The sequence below is a fragment of the Pseudomonas cichorii genome (genome assembly GCF_018343775.1).
In the GTDB taxonomy this organism is placed as follows: Bacteria; Pseudomonadota; Gammaproteobacteria; order Pseudomonadales; family Pseudomonadaceae; genus Aquipseudomonas; species Aquipseudomonas cichorii.
Map to the genome: position 1 here is coordinate 4,181,225 of NZ_CP074349.1, position 16,630 is coordinate 4,197,854.

The following is a 16,630-nucleotide window of genomic DNA, read 5'->3' on the forward strand; positions in this document are numbered from 1 at the left end:
AACCCCCGACAAGGATCGCGGCCGCAGCAAGCCTGCGTACTCAGGTGCAGCGCCTAAAATCCGGCGGGAGGAAAACAGTGAACATTCAGTCGCCCGCCAAGTGCTACCCGACTTCCGTTTTGTCAGAGGCCGCCACTCGCGGTGATGTTCTCACCGGTCACGAAACGAGCATCGTCAGACGCAAGGAAAGCCACTACACGTGCGATATCTTCCGGTTGGCCAGCACGACCGAGCGGTGTCTGCGAAACGATACCTGCTTCCATGTCAGAGCCGACGATACCCGCAGCGGTGGTGCCCTCGGTCACGACGAAACCGGGACTGACAACGTTGACTCGAATTTTTCGGGGAGCGAGTTCTTTGGCTAACACGCCAGAAATTGCATCTACAGCTGCCTTGGTCGCTGTATAGACCGATGTTCCAGGTGTACGAAGGCGAGTGATGGAAGACGAAATGTTGACGACGCTTCCACCCTGCGCAAGATGCTTGATTGCCGCCTGGGTAGTCAGTATCACACCTAGCACATTGACATCGAAGAGGCGTCGGTACTGGTCTTCTGTGACATGCTCAACAGGCGCAACATCGAAAATGCCAGAATTGTTGACCAACACGTCCAGTTGCCCGAACTGCTTGACTGCTGCCTCAATCAATCCCTGGGCCTCGGCCGCTATTGAAACATCGCCCTGGACCGCGATAGCTGTACCTCCGATCGATTTAATGTAATCAACGACTGCGTCTGCACCCGCCTTGCTTGACGAGTAATTGACAACGACTGACGCACCGTCATCAGCCAGAGCCTTGGCGATACCCGCACCAATCCCCTTCGATGCCCCCGTCACCACAGCCACCTTGCCTTCAAGTTTCTTCATTACAACGATCCTTTTCTGTTAATTTTCGAGGCTGATACGCATTGAGACCGAGGCCAGAAGCTGGAAAACCTCTGAAACGACTAATAATCCCATAGTTCCGATCTTATGAACTATTCAGAGTAACAGTCAAGGACATTAGCGAAGACGATATGAGACCTTTATTTCACCCTGCGATTGAGGACGTTCAGCCTCAAGCAATTCTTCACGCGCTGTCCGATCCAAACCGTGCAGCTATTCTCGCCAAGATCCTTACGTCGGGCACTGTCGAAGCCTGTGCGGCGGTTTCCAGGCTAGGGGATCGGGTCATCCCTAAATCGTCGCTGTCCACCCATATCAAGATCCTTCGCGAAGCCGGATTGATTCGCAGCGAGCGTCATGGTGTGGAAATGCGGAACCATTCACGTTTTCCTGAAGTGGAAAAACGCTTTCCAGGTCTGGTTGCGGCGATCATCAACGCCTACGCCTCGGCTGTCGTGATTGACTCACCAGAGGCTCTAGAGACGTCGGAGCCGAATGGCATCGGCGCACATTCGTTCCCCAACCCTGATGAGATCCGCGGATAAAACGCCCGGTTATACAAGGCTCAAGCCTCTACTGCCTGCTTATAACCTATTGATCTAAAACTCCCACAACGCCTTCGGGTCAGTTTCTGGGTGACTGCACTTTTTTCAGTCACCTCCCCAACGGAAACCCGGTAAGGAATTATGTGCGGATTAGCAGGTGTATTGGAAAAGGGGGTTTTAAAGGGATTCAGGGGTGCTTAACACCCCTTTATTCCCCTGAAAAAACCTCATTTGGTACAAAAAGTGGTACGAACAACCCGCCCATCAACCCAAAATTCCGCACCGCCCCTCCTTGAAAACGGAACTCACGCCCCCCAGCTTTATGAAGCTCAATTTCGAGCAGCAGGATGCGAAGGGGTTACACATGGCTGAGTTTTTGATTTTTGGCGTTGCTTACAACAAAGATGATCAACATATAGATTGGGTTGTAGTTTCTCGCGCGGTAGATCGAAAATTAAGAGGACTTTCATTGGTTAGCCGCCAATTCATAGTAGAGCTAATAAAAACCGAATCAGCAACATTCAAAACGGCGACGATACATAGAGAAATAAACATATATGAAGAGGGGGCCAAAGTGCATATCTATGATGATGAGTATCTGACTACTGCTGCTGACGACACAGAAAAAAATAATCTAGAAAGCCTGCCTTCATTTGTGATGCCTGACGACGATATAGAAGCCGCAATCCTAAAAGCCTTCCCTGGATTGTCTGTTGCTGACTAACACCATATTCTAGGACGACCAGTGCTGCTATCTTGCACTGGTCAGTCTTTGAGCCGATTGGTAGACCGTCTCGCCCTCGCCAGTCCTCTATCGCGGCAGCACTGACGACGTGAAGGTCAGAGCACGAGCTCTATGATCTTTATTTTGCCAGCACCTTCAATGCACGCTGATAGAACGCCTCACGCTCAGCCAGGCCATTTGTCCCGCCATTGATCCGCTTCGTGATCCCGACGAAATCAGACTTGTCAGCGAGCCGGTTCAGACCGTTGCTGCCCCAGAACCACGCGGCGGACATCGCGGCATGCTCAGGCTGCTCCAGCAACTCAGGGCGCTTGAGCAGGTCCAGCCCCAAGGCTTCACCGCAAGCAGCGTAGTTCGCCCGGCCAGTGACCTGAATCAGACCCCGACCGCGATAGAGCTGGCCATCGCCGTCAGCCTCAGGCGTATTGCCCAGGTTCTTCGCCAGCTTGCCCGTATCGTACTTCTTCAAGTAGTCGTCATTGCCCAGTTCCCGGACATACCGCAACTGGCCGGATTCGTGACCGATCTGTGCGATGAAAGCCGATACCTGCAACCGGGTGAGGATGCTGTATCGGTTCATGGCCGCATTGAGCGCAGGAACAAAAACGCCGGCTTTAGAACCGGCGCTGGGAAGAATCTGCAGCAGTTGCTGCTGAGTGATCGACATTTGTCTTTCTCCAGGCATGAAAAAGCCCGCACGCGGCGGGCCAGAGAGATTTGGTGAATCAGATAGCGTCTTGAGCCACAGAGAGAGGATCTGCCTCGATAACTGGAATGGCGGGCTCGCTTGGCCAGCTCGGTGCGGCAGGCCATGTCGGCTGCTTTGCGACCTTCCCCAGTGCGAACTTATAGGCCTTCCAGGAAGCCACGCTGACGATCAAGTCCGCTTGCTCAACTTCGTCCTCTTCAGTCGCATCGCCAGAATCAATGCCGTACCCCAGGGTGTCGATTCGATCTTGAATGCGCAGTATTTGAGCGGCAGCCCGGGCATTGCGCGCCGCGAGTTCGGCTTTCATCGCAGCCAAGTGCGCGGCAAGCGCTGCTGCCTCTTTCATTGCCTTTGTAATGAGCTGTGTCCAATCGATATTCATGCTTCGGCCTCCGTCACTGATGCATCAACAGATAAGAAGCTGATGGGTAGCGGCGCAGGGAATGCGACTGGGCCATCGCCGACATTGATCAGCGGCTCAGGAAACGCTTGTGAATGGCTGTAATTTGCAGGGAGCGGCAGAAGCAGTGTCAGCTCAAGCTCTCCGCCGATGTTGTCGACATTGCCCACAAAAAATGGCGAGCTGATCGCGCTTGCGGGCAGCGTGTCACCATCAACCATCCTTGCGAAGTCAAAAGGTTCGCCGTTCAGAATCAACACACTCCCATTTTTAACAACTTCGAGGCTGTCATCACGGCGCTGCGGAGCCAAGAAAATCTTCATTAGAACCATCTCCCGATTGCTAGGTAGCGGACATTAAAGCTCTGTGCAATTGAGCCGTTTCTTATCGCGATCCTTCCGGACGCAGAAGATGCTGGATAACTTGCAGTTGCGCCGTAAGCATCATATGACGCTCCAGGCACTGCGATACCGATAAACAAAAAACTAGCATTAAAAAAGTTCGCTGCGAAATTCACCAAGAATTCATTTGCATTCGTATTTGCTGCATAGCTTGGCGTTGGGATGTTTAACGTTCCGCTTGTGCAGATCAAGGTACCGTCTGCAAACTTTACGTAGTCACCACTTGCTGTACTTCCTCGCTCGATAATAGCGCCGGTCGGGATGCCCGCAGACTGGGAAACGGTTCCGAGAATATTTGACTTGGCATATGCAAAGTCCGTGATGCTTGCAACTGCCATCTTGTCGGCAGCGGTAAAGTAAGGGATCTTCCCTGCCCCACCTGTGAGCGCTGCAAACGCATTAATTGAAGCCGACGCGGCAAGAGCCCCGAACTTGTTAACGAGCGTCCGTAGCGCGTCAGCCGAATCCTTTACATATCCTTGCATCGGCGCGAGCGCATAACCGCCAGCGGCGACACTCGCCCCTTGATAAGCAGGGGAGATCGATATTGCAGTATCACTTGCAACGTTTGTGACTTCGTACCACGCCCCATCCGGCCCGCGAAACGCATCCCCCACCCTGCTGTTTGCAATGAACGAAGTTCCAGCGCCGATCACCGCGTTTGAATTCTGAGTGCACGAAACCGTGCCTGTCTTGTACCAGGGCATTTGAGCACCTTGTGTTATCTGTAAGGAAACGGAAGTCCGGCAGTCCTGATGTACAAAGCTTGCGGATAGCGGTCGGTCGGAAGATTGACGTAGGAAGCCGGACTGTAAGCGCCGGTTCCCACATACTGGCTGAAGATGCCCTCCGTTGTTGCGGCGAAGATGAAGCTTATTCCGCCCGCTCTCCCGTAAGCACCTTCAACAACGCCGTAGGACCATGGCTGAGTAAACGACCATGCCTCGCTGTCAATAACGGTTGCCGTTCGACTCCAGGGCAAAAACACTGCGCACTCGCCACCGCCGACATCGATATTGACGATGCATGCGATATTCGCGCCTGACGCCTGCGTCATTGAGTAGTATGAGAGCCTTGTCATTACGCCGCCTGCATACGTCTCTCGGTACCTGCCATTTGGCCAAACCGATCCGGGGCCGGGCGCCTGGACTACCCCAGCAATGTTCAGCGGTGGCTGCAATGAGTTGAACGTGCATACGCCATTATTCAAAAATGTCTTGAGGTAAGGGCTACCCGGAATGTCGTCAGCCATTAGATCGAAACAGTAGTACTTCGTGTCAGTACTCGCGCTTGCGTAATAGAACGTGACGCTGTCACCACTTCTTGCAGTGCTGACAAGGCATCCGCGACCGACTATGAAAACAACCGGTGATCTAGCATTGCTCACTGTGAAGCCGTGTATCGGATACTTTCCTGCGTTATAGTTGTAACTGCTTTTCTGATCTGGATCGACGTTTGAGCCCCTTATGACGTAAACCCCATCAGAGCGCAGATAGGTCATATATCCGCTCTTCACAAGCCCATATGTAATCTTGGATGTGTCGAACAGAAGCTCGCCCGTTTCTTTTCTAACTATCAGTTCCGGCATCAGTAGTACCCATACCAAATTCGACAGTTTGCCGCGAAGTAACCCCAGCCTCCCCCGGTGTTGAATGAGTAGGCCCAGCTCAGAGAAGTCCCCGACAATGTTACACCCGGCCTCTTTCCTTTTTCGTTTTGCATATCGACAAGCGGCACAACAATGAAATACGCGAGCTTTCCAGTGGGAGGCGATGGAATAGTGACTGCGCCATTAACGCCGCCAGTATCAACACTACCCATTGTTTGGCTGATCTTCATTGTCATGTCGACAAGTACAACATTGTCTGCCGACCGTATTGTCAATCCTGTCATGTTAGAGAACCAGCGCGACTCCGAGAACGCCATTAGCGTGGTACAGCTTAAATCCCGAATTTTCGATTGTTGAGCGACGTCCATCAGACATAGAGCCATTCAACTGCCAAGGCCCTGTCTTCGGAAGAAGCCATCCTGATGTATTCGCGACGTAATCATTCGACTGCAAGTTGCCGACTTTCAGGCTTGTGATGGAGCCGTCTTCAATAAATGCAGACTTGAGAAACGTCTGTCCACCACTTATACCGAACAGCGCCTCGGGATTCTGAGCGTTTGTATTCATCACGAGAAAAGTGTCGGCTCGCACGACAAAACTTGATGTTGTTCCCCCTGGACCAGACGCCAACCCCAAACCGAAGCCCGTGGTGTATGGTTGGCCGTTCGCTGTTGCCTCCATACGCAGCGTCCAGAGCGTCGACATTTTTCCGTCTGTGGTCACCTGTGCTTGTGTCACCTGCTGGACCGCAGCTGTATTCCCTGCCACGCTGGCTCTCAACGTTTCAGTTGAGCTGACAATTGCTTGGTCTTGAGTCGCTCGGGCAACGATCTCGTTTGCATATGCCGCCTGTGTGTCCCACAGCTTCAGCGCACCCTGCAAATCACCTTCGCCATTATCGTCGCGCCATGCAGCACGTAACACTTGAACGCTTGATGCTTCAGCACCCAGCTCATCAATATCAGCAGTGTTCTGCTGCACCTGCTGAGCCAGGCCGTTCGCTGCTTCGACAACAGCCCCAACGTCGATCCAGTAATTGACGTTGGGCGGAGGCGTATTGACCGGCACCGCCTGGGTGGCCTGGTAGATCCTCCCGTTTGCAAGCGTCATCTCGCCAGCGAAATAGGATTGATCAGGTATGTAAGCCGACAATCCATCCAGCGCTTCTATCTGCGCCTGCAGGTCGTCGATCCTTTCCGAGAGCTGCTGACCCACTTCGCTTTCAACGTACTTGCCTGTGAGCAGTTCAAGGATCGGGGCTGGGTCTGAGCTGGAGCGACCGACAATCCCTGCTCCATCCGGATACCAGGCACCGACATTCCCTGTCCGGTCGACAAGTCGCGCCCAGAAAAAGAACTCAACGCCCGCCTGCGGAATACGCATCAGGTATTCGGATTGGGGATAAGCCAGGTCTGTGAGCTTTGTTGCCGTTGCACGATCGGGCGTCGGGCCGTACCAGATCTCTGTGCGCTGGGTGTCCTCTGCGCCCTCAGGGAAGCCCCAGCTCAGGCCGATACCAAACAGCTCGCTGCTGGTCGTCAGGTAAGCAACGGCAGGCGGCGCGCCATCCTTGCCCTTCAATTCAGTGAGTGCTGACTCTCGCCAGATCGACGCAATATCGAATGAGCTGACAGCACGCACGCGGGCCAGATACGCCCCCGCGTAGATCCCCGTCACGTCGACAGAGGTCGAGCCAGCACGCGGCAGGCGAATCCAGTTGCCGCTGTCCTTGCGCCATTCAACATCGTATGCGACAGCACCGGCCACAGCCGGCCACTCGATTGTCATCGTGCTGACAGCCAGCCCTTGAGAGATCGAGTAACCAGAGGTCAGCGCAACGCTGGCCGGAGGCAGAACTGTCGTGATCGGAATGACGCTGATCGGACGAGTTTCGAGCTTTGCCCCTGTGTCGATACTTGGGAACTTGCTCGGATTGAACTCGAGCGCAGTGATCTCGTGCTGGCCATCATCTGTTCGCGAGGTCTTGAGAACACGGAACAGTTGGATGGCCAGGTCCTCGTAATCAATCGCCCACTGCAACTGAGGCTCGGGCTGCACGCCGTAGTCGGTTGTGACTGTAACTGCGCGGCCTGCCACGGATTGAACGGTGCGGGCCTGGGCTGTGCCGTTGGGCAGGTTCACGATCAAACGATCACCGGCCTTGATCGGCGTGTCGCGGTCCAAAGTGACAACCCGACCGGCTGCGGCCGAGATCCGGCCACCGTTGGGTCGACCGGCAACCAGCTCATCAGCAACAGGAATGACGTAGCCAGGCAGCGGGATGCGACCCTCAATGCCTGTCTTGAATGTTACTGTTCGGTCCTGGTTGTTGCTCAGGAGCGCCCATTTGCCTCTGCGCTGGGCTTCGGAAGCTCGGGTACAGCCAATTGCCGACAGCTCAATCGGTCGATCGCGGAACCGGCGCTGAAGCGCTGCATCGGTGACCGGAATGACATCGGTGTCGTAGTTGTTCGCAGGGTTGTCGTAGCTGACCAGCGCTCGGCTGTAATGCGTGTTGCGCTCTGCACCACCGTAGACGAAATCACCATCGATGACGTTCGACCGAGTGAACACATAGTCAATGTCCTGCTCGCGAGGCATGTCGGCCTGCATGAACAGCGAGCCATGAGCCCAGTACACCATCCCCCGGTAGATCGCAGAGAGATCGCGCAGCAACGTCCAGGCCTCGGCCCGGCCCTGCAGATTCATGTCGCACAGGAAACGCGGCTCCAGACCACCCTGCCCGTCCGGCACAACCTGGTCACAATACTGAGCGATGCGATACATCTCCCACTTGTCGACCATCCACGGCTTGATACGCTTTCCCAACCCGAAGCGGTCCTCGACACACAGGCCATAGGTCACGAACGCGGGATTGTTTGTCCAGGCCTGCTTGAAAGAGCCGTCCCACACGCCGTTGTAGGTCCTGGATTCTGGATCGTAGTTGCTCGGCACCGGCCAGCGCTTGGCCCTGCAATCGACAGTCACTGTCGGGATGTTCTGAAACTGCTGAGCATCGAACTCGATATAGAGCAGCGCTGTGTTCGGGTACCGCAGCTTTTGATCGATGATCTCCGTGTAACCAGCGATATTCATCGTGTCGGCAATGGTGCCCGAGTTCGCATTCGGCGTGATCCGGCGAACACGCATCATCCAGCCAGACTCAGCGGCAGGCAGGTCGACGCGCACAGAACGCTGGTAACCATTCGTGCTCTTGCCGCTCACCGCGCCACGGTGCGCCTCGACGTAAGCGCCGCCATCAGTTGCGATGTCGATTGCATACTCGATGGTGTAGCCGTTCGTGTTGCCGCTGCTGTCTTGCTGTGCAAGGCGAGGCCAGTCGAGGCGCGGCCGAACGGCAGAGAGTTGGATATTGCTCAGGGAGCGGGTGAACGGCGCATCACTGCGCAGCTCAACACCGACAGTTGTTTCACTCTCAACGGCAGGAATGCCTTGGATATAGGACTGATCGATACCACCTGGTCGCCATTCCCACTTCACGCCGGGAAAGTTGAGGTTGCCGCTGGCATCCATGATCGGCGTGTTGTCGAGGTAGATATCGCGCGCGGTCGGAACGCCGTCGAACTCCCCCTCCCCCACGGCAAGCAGGATCTTGGCGATGTTCGTCGACGACAGGCTGTCCGGGGCTTCAACTGGGGTCTTTGGGTTGCTTTCGCCACCCTTGGCACCGGCGATCTCGATACGCTCTGCTGCGCCCATGTTTTTCTCCAGGCATAAAAAAACCCGCCTGGGCGGGTTGATTAATAGTGTGCTCACCAAAGCCTTACTGATGAATCTCACCACTGCTTCTTAAGATGACTTCGATTTGTTTCGGGTTGAGATGGTAGTAACGAGCAACGGCGACCCTGGCTTCGTCCATGTCGACAGCGAGAGTTCGCTCAACGTCCCCTGCGGGCCTTTTGGTTCCTGACTTAGCGTGACGGTCGAGTGTCTCTAATTCGCCTGAGCTCAGAGACGGCTTGCAGAAATCGAGAAGATCTTTCGCGTGGCTGCCAAACTCGCGAACATGGCTGAATCTCAACCTCCATTCCTGTAATAGGCTTTTTTCTGCCTCTTCACGCACATCACACCAACGATCGACTTTGGCCAATATGAAGCCGTTTCCGTCCTCAAAAAGCACATACCCGATATCCTCAATTTTTTGTTCTTCATCGGGTTGCAAGCTGCACTGCCAGCCACAATCAAACTTGCTCTTAACTTTCACATGCTTCACGATTTTCGACATTGCACGCTCCTTATCGCCTAGATAGCGATCCTGACACAGCGGGAGCAGACACTAAACCCTATCCTCGGCATAGATCGATGCCGAGATGATCGCCCCGCCCCAGCGGCGCTTACCGATACAGATCGGAACCGGGTTACCGGCAGCAGTTGTGTTTTTGGCACTGCCGAAGGCATAGGACGGCAAGTTCTCCGATGCGGCGCTCTGTGATAATCCACCAGCCTGGGGGCTGAGCATCTGAATTACGCCGCCTGCGACCATTGCGACACCGCCCCCCATCAGAGCATTTGCTGCCGCAACAGCAAACGGCGAACTTCCAGGCACAAAAAATGAAGCAGCGATCATTACCATTCCTACAATTGTTTGCAACAGCCCGGCGCGCTTTGCACCCGAAACAACTGGCACTATTCGGACCTCGCGAACTCCGGCGCGGTCGAACTCGTCTGCGCCCACGTTCCGCCCATTCCTGAAAATGGCAAATCTCATGCCTTGGCGATCCAGCCGCTTAATTTCCTCATCAAATCCAGGCAGGGTCGCAATAAGGGCCTTGCACACATCCCTGAAATTACTCACTTGCAGAAGACGTCGATGCTCCCTGCCAAATCGCTTGGCCAAGGACCCCGAAAGCTTAATGATGGTCATCTGTTCGTAATGCGCGGCTGTTGCTGCCATGTTTCCTCCAAGCAATAAAAAACCGCCCGAAGGCGGCTTGTATGTTGTTCAAATACATTTTCTTACAGCGTCTGAAACAGCAGACCGCCCTATTTGTTGCCAAGCAATTCTTTGGTAATGACGAACTGTGGCTCCGGCACCCGAGCCCTGAATCTCCAAAAGCTCATCCGTTTGCCCAACACCTGGATTTGACATTACCAAGCGATAGCCAGATTCAGTTTCGGACATAGTCGAGCCGGAATTCTGATCCTGCCACTTAGGAAAAACACAAAGAGCGTACTGTTTTGGAGATTTTTTTGTGACCGCTGAAAATACTGGTGACCCAGCTCTCAAGTCCGATGGCGTTGTACAACCTGCCAACAACGCAACAGCAAGCGCGCCAATAAAAACCCTCATATTTCCTCCCCTGAAACCTCGAAGCATACAATTTAATTGATGCCTGTTACTCACCAAAACCAATCTCTTTCAAAACGGTTTTATAAATAGATTCGCTTCGACAAAGAATAACAACAGAATCACCACTTTTAGCAGCATCAAAGACTTCTTTAACTCCCTTCTCTACAGCTTTGTTCTTTTCGATCAGGGTCATATGAACCTGAGCATCCCCCTCTACTTTCTTGGTATCTAGATCATTAGCACTCTTGGCTACAGACACCCGAAGGGTTTTATCCATATAGCGTGTTTCAAGTATCTCGAAGCCGACTCCATGCTGCATTGATGCCCTTACGCTTGAAACTGTCATCCCTCAAAGCTCCGCTGAAAAAAACAGACTCTAGCTTATACCTGTCCACCCATCCAGCGTGGATGGAATACCAGCAACCAGCCTGGGAGGTTGTGCATCTTTGTGCCTGAGGATCAGGCGTGCCCGGTCATGCCAGGGTCCGCCGTAGACGATGATCTCGGACGGCCTGCCGTACAGATGATGCAGCAGGAACGGCCCCGGGCCGAATGCGCCTGACTCTTCGCCGGGCAGTTTCGGATCGGCCCCGAGATATATGCCTGCGTGATTGGGATGAGCTGTGCGCCCAACAGACATCACGATCATGTCGCCACGCTGGGGCTGGCTGACCTGGTAAAAGCCCGCCGCTTCGTAGGCCTGCTCGTACAGGCTTTCCCCGTCCGCCTTTTCCCACCACCCGTCCTGCCGAGCGTAGGCCGGGAATTCCAGCCCCCACACGCGCTGATACCAGTCTGCGCAGACTTGCCAGCAATCCCACGCCCCATGAACGAATGGCCGCTTGAGCAGTGGCGTGCTGCCGGTCGGCGTGATCGTGCGCAAATCCCCCTCCGGCCAAGACAGAATGTGCCAGGGCAATTCGGTCGCCTCGCACATGGCCAGGTCGCGGGCCGACGGCCGGCTGGTTGCGTCCGGGTGCGAGTGCACGATACCGATGACCTCGCCGACATCTTCCGCATCAGCATACTGCTCAGGCGAGATGCGGAACTCTTCGCTGGGGTCAGCAGCAGTGTTCTGGCAGGCGATGTACTGTTGCTTTCGGCCTACGGCCACGATCAGCCCGCAACACTCCCGCGGATACTCGGCCGCAGCATGAGCCTGCACGGCGGCGAGGATGTGTTTCAGCATGATTAGCTCCGGGCAATCAGGGATATTGCAGGAAAACCGCCGAAGGGGTTTTCGTTACCCTGGCCGTGGCGCACAACGCAGCCAGAATCGAGACAGCCATTGCACTCGTCTTTTTCCGGGTCATCCGTGGGGTTTCCATCGAAATCGAAGTATGGCCCGGTATAACCGCAGTTCGGCCCCCGGTAGCCATTGGTCATGGCCCAGTGGCAGAGCTGAGTCATCTGCCGACCAATGACCTCGCCGCCGACATCGCCGGGGCTGGCCAGCTCCCACGTTACCGAGACCCCATTCTCTTGAGTCTTCTGGTCGATGTACCAAACCTCGACCTCTTCCTCTGCCGGATCAGCTTCAGGATTGCCACCGGGAAAGTTGGCGGCATCCAGGTACTGAGCGAGGGTGTGACGCATCGTCAGCTTGAACTCGAGCAAATTATCGAAGGCCAGGCACAAGGCTGTAATTCGACCATTGACGTTACCCACGGCCAGTTTCGGGCGAACCGCAGTACCATCCGAATTGGCTTCAATCCCCTTGATCTCCATCGGCCAGGCACCATACTCATTGCCCTGCCACCAGATCGACCTTGCGGGTAACTGGTCGGCATTCGCGCCCGCCGCAGCCAGTTCTTCGGGAGTGTGCGGTATGGCGTGCCCGTGGAAGCGCAGCACATCCGCACCGAAGTCCGAGCCATCCAGCTCAAACAGCAGGATCTCGGCTCCAGGCTCGAGCTTCTGAAGCTGTGTGATCAAGCTCATGGGTGGTACGCCCTTTCAAATGTTGCAGTGAGCGAAACGATATCGGCAGGCTTGCGCTGCTGCCGGTACGTCTCACAGCGATAAAGCCCGAGAACGCCGTCCGGCGTGGTCCACAGGAATGACCTGGCACCGCGATGGGCTCGAATGAATTCAAGGATCGGCAAGATCTCACTCGCCAGGCCACCAAACGACAACGACCATGACTCACTCTCCGCATTCAAACCATCGCTCGTAACCTGGACATACCCATCGCCGAACTGGGACTTCCGTGTCCGCATCGTGCTGTCGCAACTGGCCTCGTCGTCGGGAATCCACGCGAATGTTTCTAAGGCCATCAGCGCCTCCCGGTACTGTTTCGATAACTTGTGCCACCGGCACGCCACGAATCGGCAATAGCCTTTTCTGCAACGCCGAGCATTTGCCGCTGCATGTTCTGCTGCAGGGCCGCGCTGTCGAGTTCCATCCCTTCGGAACTGCGGTCCTGAACGGTGATATGCATGGGCGCGCTGAGCTGTACAACCGTGCTGCCACCTGGGGTTCCGCCTACCACCTGCACACCCAGAGAACCATCCGCGCCACGAGCAAGCGGCATGATTGCCTCCGGCCCAGCCTCGCCCGCAATCCCCATATCTCCGGTGCCAAAGCTGAATGGCGTTGGCATGGTCAATATGCTGTTGGTCTCAAAGGCTCCACCATTGGCGAACATCTGCACGCCATTCGACCAGGCACCGCCCAGCGCCTGAGGAAAGTATGTGGATGAGTAGCCTGCCGACGACGCGCCGAGGTTCGACGATGTAGCGCCCGCCGATCCTGACGCCAGCCCGTTCCCGGAACCGGAGCTGAAGTAGCTCATGCCGGCATTGAACAGCATCTCCAGCAGCGCCGAGGATGCCTTGCGAGCAGCAATGCGCCCCATGTCAGCAATGATCGACTTTGTGAAATCGGCGAACGAGAACTTGCCTGTTTCTGCGAAGCTCACGACAGAGTCTTCCATCGAGCTGAAAGCGCCGGTGAAAAAGGTTTTTGTCTGGCCGGCGACGTCCTTTGCCGAATCGAGATAATCCTGGAACGCAGACTTTGCGCCGTTCTTCCAGTCGGCTTGAGCCTCATCAAGCTTTTCGTACCCCTGCTGCATGGCATCGAGCTGACGGACGCCGTACTGCTGAGTGAGCTGGATCTGCGTCTCAAGCGCCTGGCGCTGCCTTTCCGTTGTGGCTGTCGCCAACTGGGTGCGCAGGGCCAGGATCTTGTTGTTGGTATCCTGCTCCAATGCCAAGCGTGCCTGGGCGCGGTCAGCCTGCTTGTCTCCCATGCCCACCGCTGCGGCCATCTGGTCATAGGAAGCGCTGGAAACCGCCAGTTGCCGCTGCAGATCGGCCTCGTACTTCATGGCTTCTGCCAGCCCCGAGGAGGACGCGACCGTCTGCTCGTACTGCAACTTCAACCACTGGAGTCCCTTGCCGTACTCTTCAGTGGAAATCTTGCCGGACTTGTAGAGCAGGTTCAGCTCATCGGTCTTTTGCTTCTGCTCATCCGCTGCCGCGCTGACAGGATCGAATTTCTCCTTGAGCTTGGTGTAAGCATCACCTGCGGTCTTGAGCTGCTGCTCATCCGCTGCCGCGCTGACAGGATCGAATTTCTCCTTGAGCTTGGTGTAAGCATCACCTGCGGTCTTGAGCTGCTGCTCAAGCTTGCTCTGAGCCGATTTGTTTTTCTGGGCGGCATCAGTCGCAGCCTTGTCGGCATCCTTCTGCGCGTCATACGCCTTGGCCGTTTCCCGAATCTGCTTCGCCAAGGCGCTCTGCGGATCGATCTTGTTTTCAGTGATGAAGCGATCAGCTTCCTCGAGCTTTGTCTTGTCCTTCAGCGTGTGCAGTTGCTTTTCGAGGGTCTGCTGAAAGTTCTTGCCAGCGTTATCCGCTGCTATATCAGCATCGGTCTTACCCTTGGTGCTTTTGGTGCTGTCATCCAGTTGCTTGCTGTACAGCGCCTGCCGGGCAGATAGCAGCCCTGTCTCGACATCAAGGCTGCTGACGGTTTCGGATTGCTTGACCCATCCATCGAGCGCTTTTTGCGGGATTCCGAGCTGCTGGCCCACCTTCAGGATCGTGTCAGACAGAGGCTGGCCAGCAGCCCGAGCCTGATCCATAGCGCTCGTCAGAGCTGCAAACTGCTTTGCTCCCGCCTCGCTTGATCGGGGTCCAACGAGAGCCCGCTGCGCCGATGTGCGCAACGCATCGTAGGCTTCAGTCGCCTTTTGCGCCGAATCGCGCTGCTGCTCGGTAACGCGCACCAGCGCGCCCTGCTGCTGGTCACGGGTGAGCTGGGCGAACTCTTTGCGCACTTCCTCCACGGAGCGCTTTAGGTCGTTCACGTCCGTGCGTGCAGTTTGGGCGTTTGAGCCCATAGCCAGGAAAGCCACACCCACGCCGACCGCCAGCGCCGCGATGCCTGCCGGACCGCCAAGGATCGAGAGCAGCGACGCACCCGCACGGGCAAGCACGTTCTTGGCGGCAGCGGCCTGGGCCTGCGCCGCTGCGTTTGCCGTTGTGGCGGCAGTATCGCGAGCCATGGCCGCCGTGGACGCCGTAGTTGCAACAGTCAGCCGCTGAGTGGCGGCGGCAGCGGCAGCCTTGGCAACAGCCAAATCACGCTCAATGGCGGCCAGCGCAGCGGTGTAGCGAGCCTCTTCGGCAGTACCAACCGCCAGCCGGGCCTGATATGCCAGGGTCTGCTGAGCGGCCTGCAGGCTTGCCACGCGGGTCGCAGTCTCCAGTTGCACGGCCTGGGCGGCAGAGTAAGCGGCGACAGACTCGCGCAGCTTTGCCGATGCCGCTGCAGCCGATGCCGCCGTTTCCTCGGCCTTTGCAATTGCTGACGCTTTCGTTGTCGCGATGTTGGTGACCATCGCCTTGGTCGCCGCGCCCGCCGACGTAACCGCATCAATCGCGAACTTGGCGAAAGCGGCAGCCATCTTTCCGCCCAGCGCCGCGACAAGCACATCGATGTTCTCGACGAGAAAGCCGATGGTTTCGCCAAGGCGCTGTGCGCCGCCGTTATCACGCAACTCCTGAAAGCTCTTGGTGACACTTTCGATTCCAGGCAGGAGGCCGATCGTCAGTTGGTTTGCAGCACCAGCGAACGTGTCCTTCATCGCCGAAATAGCTTTCCCGGCTTCAACGAGACGCACGATATTGAATTCGGAAATGACTCCGCCCGCACGCTCTGCCTGGTCGCCCAGCTCCTTGAAGCCTTTGCCGTTATCACGCAGCAGGGGTATCAGGGCAGTGGCCTCATCAGCAACCGACTCCATGTAAGTCGTCATTTGCTGTTGGTTGAGCCCGGCCTTTTCAAGCGAGCTGTAGTAGAGCTGCAGGGCCTGCGGGCCTGACAAGTTCGCAAATGCGCTCGCAGTGACGCCGATCCGGGGGGCGATCTCCTTAAAGAAATCGGCCATCTCCCCGCCTCCACGCTGCAGGAATTCACCGACCCGGTCGTTTGTATCTTTCAGGATGTCGCCGAGCTTGTCCTGCTCGACACCGACACTCTTGGCTCCGTACGCCCAGCGCTGAAAGTCTTCAACCGTGGTGTTCGATAGCGCCGAAAGGTTCTTCACCTCTTTTGCGTAATCGATGGTGCTTGTTGTCAGCGCGACCAGGCCTGCAACAGAACCGACCGCAGCCAGATTGGCAGCGCCGATGGCAGAGAATACAGACGTGACTTCATGCCCAGCTTCCCGGGCATTGACGTTGAGGCGGTCGAACGCACTATCCACAACCCCAAGACTGCGGTCGATGTTCTGGGCCGTATTCGCCACCGCACTTTCCGAACGAGCCAGCTCCTGACGAAGCTGCGCTGTCGTGGCCTCGATCCTGACAAGCATGCCCTGTACGTCTGTATCAGCCACGGCGGGCCCTCCAACTGATTATTTTTCACCGCGCCCAGTCAGCGCCATGCGCAGCTTCTGCGCGACTGTCGCAGGCTTGGGTTTGGCCTGGGTTTGTACGGGCTGGCTGAAAGGATTGGTAATGCGCGCCCACTCGATTTTTGCGTCCATGGCTAGGAACAGTTCGGGGAGCGGGGTA

At 56.1% G+C, this 16,630-nt stretch carries 18 protein-coding genes; 2 read left to right on the forward strand and 16 right to left on the reverse strand.

From position 1 onward, the window contains the following. Positions 1-122 precede the first annotated feature (122 nt). Positions 123-866: a glucose 1-dehydrogenase gene (locus KGD89_RS17465; RefSeq protein WP_025261059.1), complete on the reverse strand. Its 744-nt coding sequence runs from the start codon at positions 864-866 to the stop codon at positions 123-125. 149 nt (positions 867-1,015) lie between these two features. Between KGD89_RS17465 and KGD89_RS17470 the strand changes: the two genes are divergently transcribed. Together KGD89_RS17470 and KGD89_RS17475 are read left to right on the forward strand one after the other, a co-directional pair. Beyond that, a complete protein-coding gene (locus KGD89_RS17470; protein WP_025261060.1) occupies positions 1,016-1,429 on the forward strand; it encodes an ArsR/SmtB family transcription factor in 414 nt (137 codons plus the stop codon). Positions 1,430-1,793: 364 nt separating this feature from the next. Next, positions 1,794-2,153, forward strand: a complete 360-nt coding sequence (locus KGD89_RS17475) for a DUF3892 domain-containing protein (RefSeq protein ID WP_162883711.1) — start codon at positions 1,794-1,796, stop codon at positions 2,151-2,153. A 139-nt stretch (positions 2,154-2,292) separates the two neighbouring features. Here the strand turns inward: KGD89_RS17475 and KGD89_RS17480 are convergent, their stop codons facing one another. The 15 genes from KGD89_RS17480 to KGD89_RS26165 form a co-directional block, all read right to left on the reverse strand. Then, entirely contained in the window at positions 2,293-2,841 is a 549-nt protein-coding gene (locus KGD89_RS17480; protein WP_025261062.1) for a glycoside hydrolase family 19 protein, read from the reverse strand. 58 nt (positions 2,842-2,899) lie between these two features. Further along, entirely contained in the window at positions 2,900-3,265 is a 366-nt protein-coding gene (locus KGD89_RS17485; protein ID WP_025261063.1) for a hypothetical protein, read from the reverse strand. After that, positions 3,262-3,606, reverse strand: a complete 345-nt coding sequence (locus KGD89_RS17490; RefSeq protein ID WP_025261064.1) for a hypothetical protein — start codon at positions 3,604-3,606, stop codon at positions 3,262-3,264. The genes KGD89_RS17485 and KGD89_RS17490 overlap by 4 nt, the downstream gene beginning before the upstream one ends. Further along, on the reverse strand, positions 3,606-4,391 hold the full coding sequence (locus KGD89_RS26475; protein WP_025261065.1) for a hypothetical protein: 786 nt from the start codon (positions 4,389-4,391) through the stop codon (positions 3,606-3,608). The genes KGD89_RS17490 and KGD89_RS26475 overlap by 1 nt, the downstream gene beginning before the upstream one ends. A 14-nt stretch (positions 4,392-4,405) precedes the next feature. Then, complete coding sequence (locus tag KGD89_RS17500; protein WP_025261066.1) at positions 4,406-5,272, reverse strand: hypothetical protein; 867 nt, start codon at positions 5,270-5,272, stop codon at positions 4,406-4,408. Between the two features lie 306 nt (positions 5,273-5,578). Continuing rightward, the gene (locus KGD89_RS17505; protein WP_038399956.1) at positions 5,579-9,013 is read right to left on the reverse strand and encodes a host specificity protein J; all 3,435 of its coding nucleotides are present in this window, start codon (positions 9,011-9,013) and stop codon (positions 5,579-5,581) included. 64 nt (positions 9,014-9,077) lie between these two features. Beyond that, positions 9,078-9,539, reverse strand: coding sequence for a hypothetical protein (locus tag KGD89_RS17510; protein ID WP_025261067.1), 462 nt, complete (start codon positions 9,537-9,539; stop codon positions 9,078-9,080). 51 nt (positions 9,540-9,590) lie between these two features. Then, positions 9,591-10,208 carry a tail assembly protein gene (locus KGD89_RS17515; protein WP_025261068.1) on the reverse strand — a complete coding sequence of 206 codons (618 nt, stop codon included), beginning with the start codon at positions 10,206-10,208 and terminating at the stop codon, positions 9,591-9,593. 48 nt (positions 10,209-10,256) lie between these two features. Beyond that, on the reverse strand, positions 10,257-10,604 hold the full coding sequence (locus tag KGD89_RS17520) for a hypothetical protein (RefSeq protein ID WP_074568818.1): 348 nt from the start codon (positions 10,602-10,604) through the stop codon (positions 10,257-10,259). A gap of 46 nt (positions 10,605-10,650) precedes the next feature. Continuing rightward, a complete protein-coding gene (locus tag KGD89_RS17525; RefSeq protein WP_143008676.1) occupies positions 10,651-10,950 on the reverse strand; it encodes a hypothetical protein in 300 nt (99 codons plus the stop codon). 30 nt (positions 10,951-10,980) lie between these two features. Beyond that, positions 10,981-11,793 carry a C40 family peptidase gene (locus KGD89_RS17530; protein WP_025261071.1) on the reverse strand — a complete coding sequence of 271 codons (813 nt, stop codon included), beginning with the start codon at positions 11,791-11,793 and terminating at the stop codon, positions 10,981-10,983. A gap of 2 nt (positions 11,794-11,795) precedes the next feature. Next, positions 11,796-12,545 (reverse strand): phage minor tail protein L, encoded by a 750-nt coding sequence (locus KGD89_RS17535; protein WP_025261072.1) that lies wholly within the window; start codon positions 12,543-12,545, stop codon positions 11,796-11,798. Then, positions 12,542-12,880: a phage tail protein gene (locus KGD89_RS17540; protein WP_025261073.1), complete on the reverse strand. Its 339-nt coding sequence runs from the start codon at positions 12,878-12,880 to the stop codon at positions 12,542-12,544. Before KGD89_RS17540 ends, KGD89_RS17535 begins: the two co-directional genes overlap by 4 nt. Continuing rightward, positions 12,880-16,452: a phage tail tape measure protein gene (locus KGD89_RS17545; RefSeq protein WP_025261074.1), complete on the reverse strand. Its 3,573-nt coding sequence runs from the start codon at positions 16,450-16,452 to the stop codon at positions 12,880-12,882. Before KGD89_RS17545 ends, KGD89_RS17540 begins: the two co-directional genes overlap by 1 nt. Positions 16,453-16,470: 18 nt before the next feature. Next, positions 16,471-16,602 (reverse strand): hypothetical protein, encoded by a 132-nt coding sequence (locus tag KGD89_RS26165; protein ID WP_256327102.1) that lies wholly within the window; start codon positions 16,600-16,602, stop codon positions 16,471-16,473. Positions 16,603-16,630 lie beyond the last annotated feature (28 nt).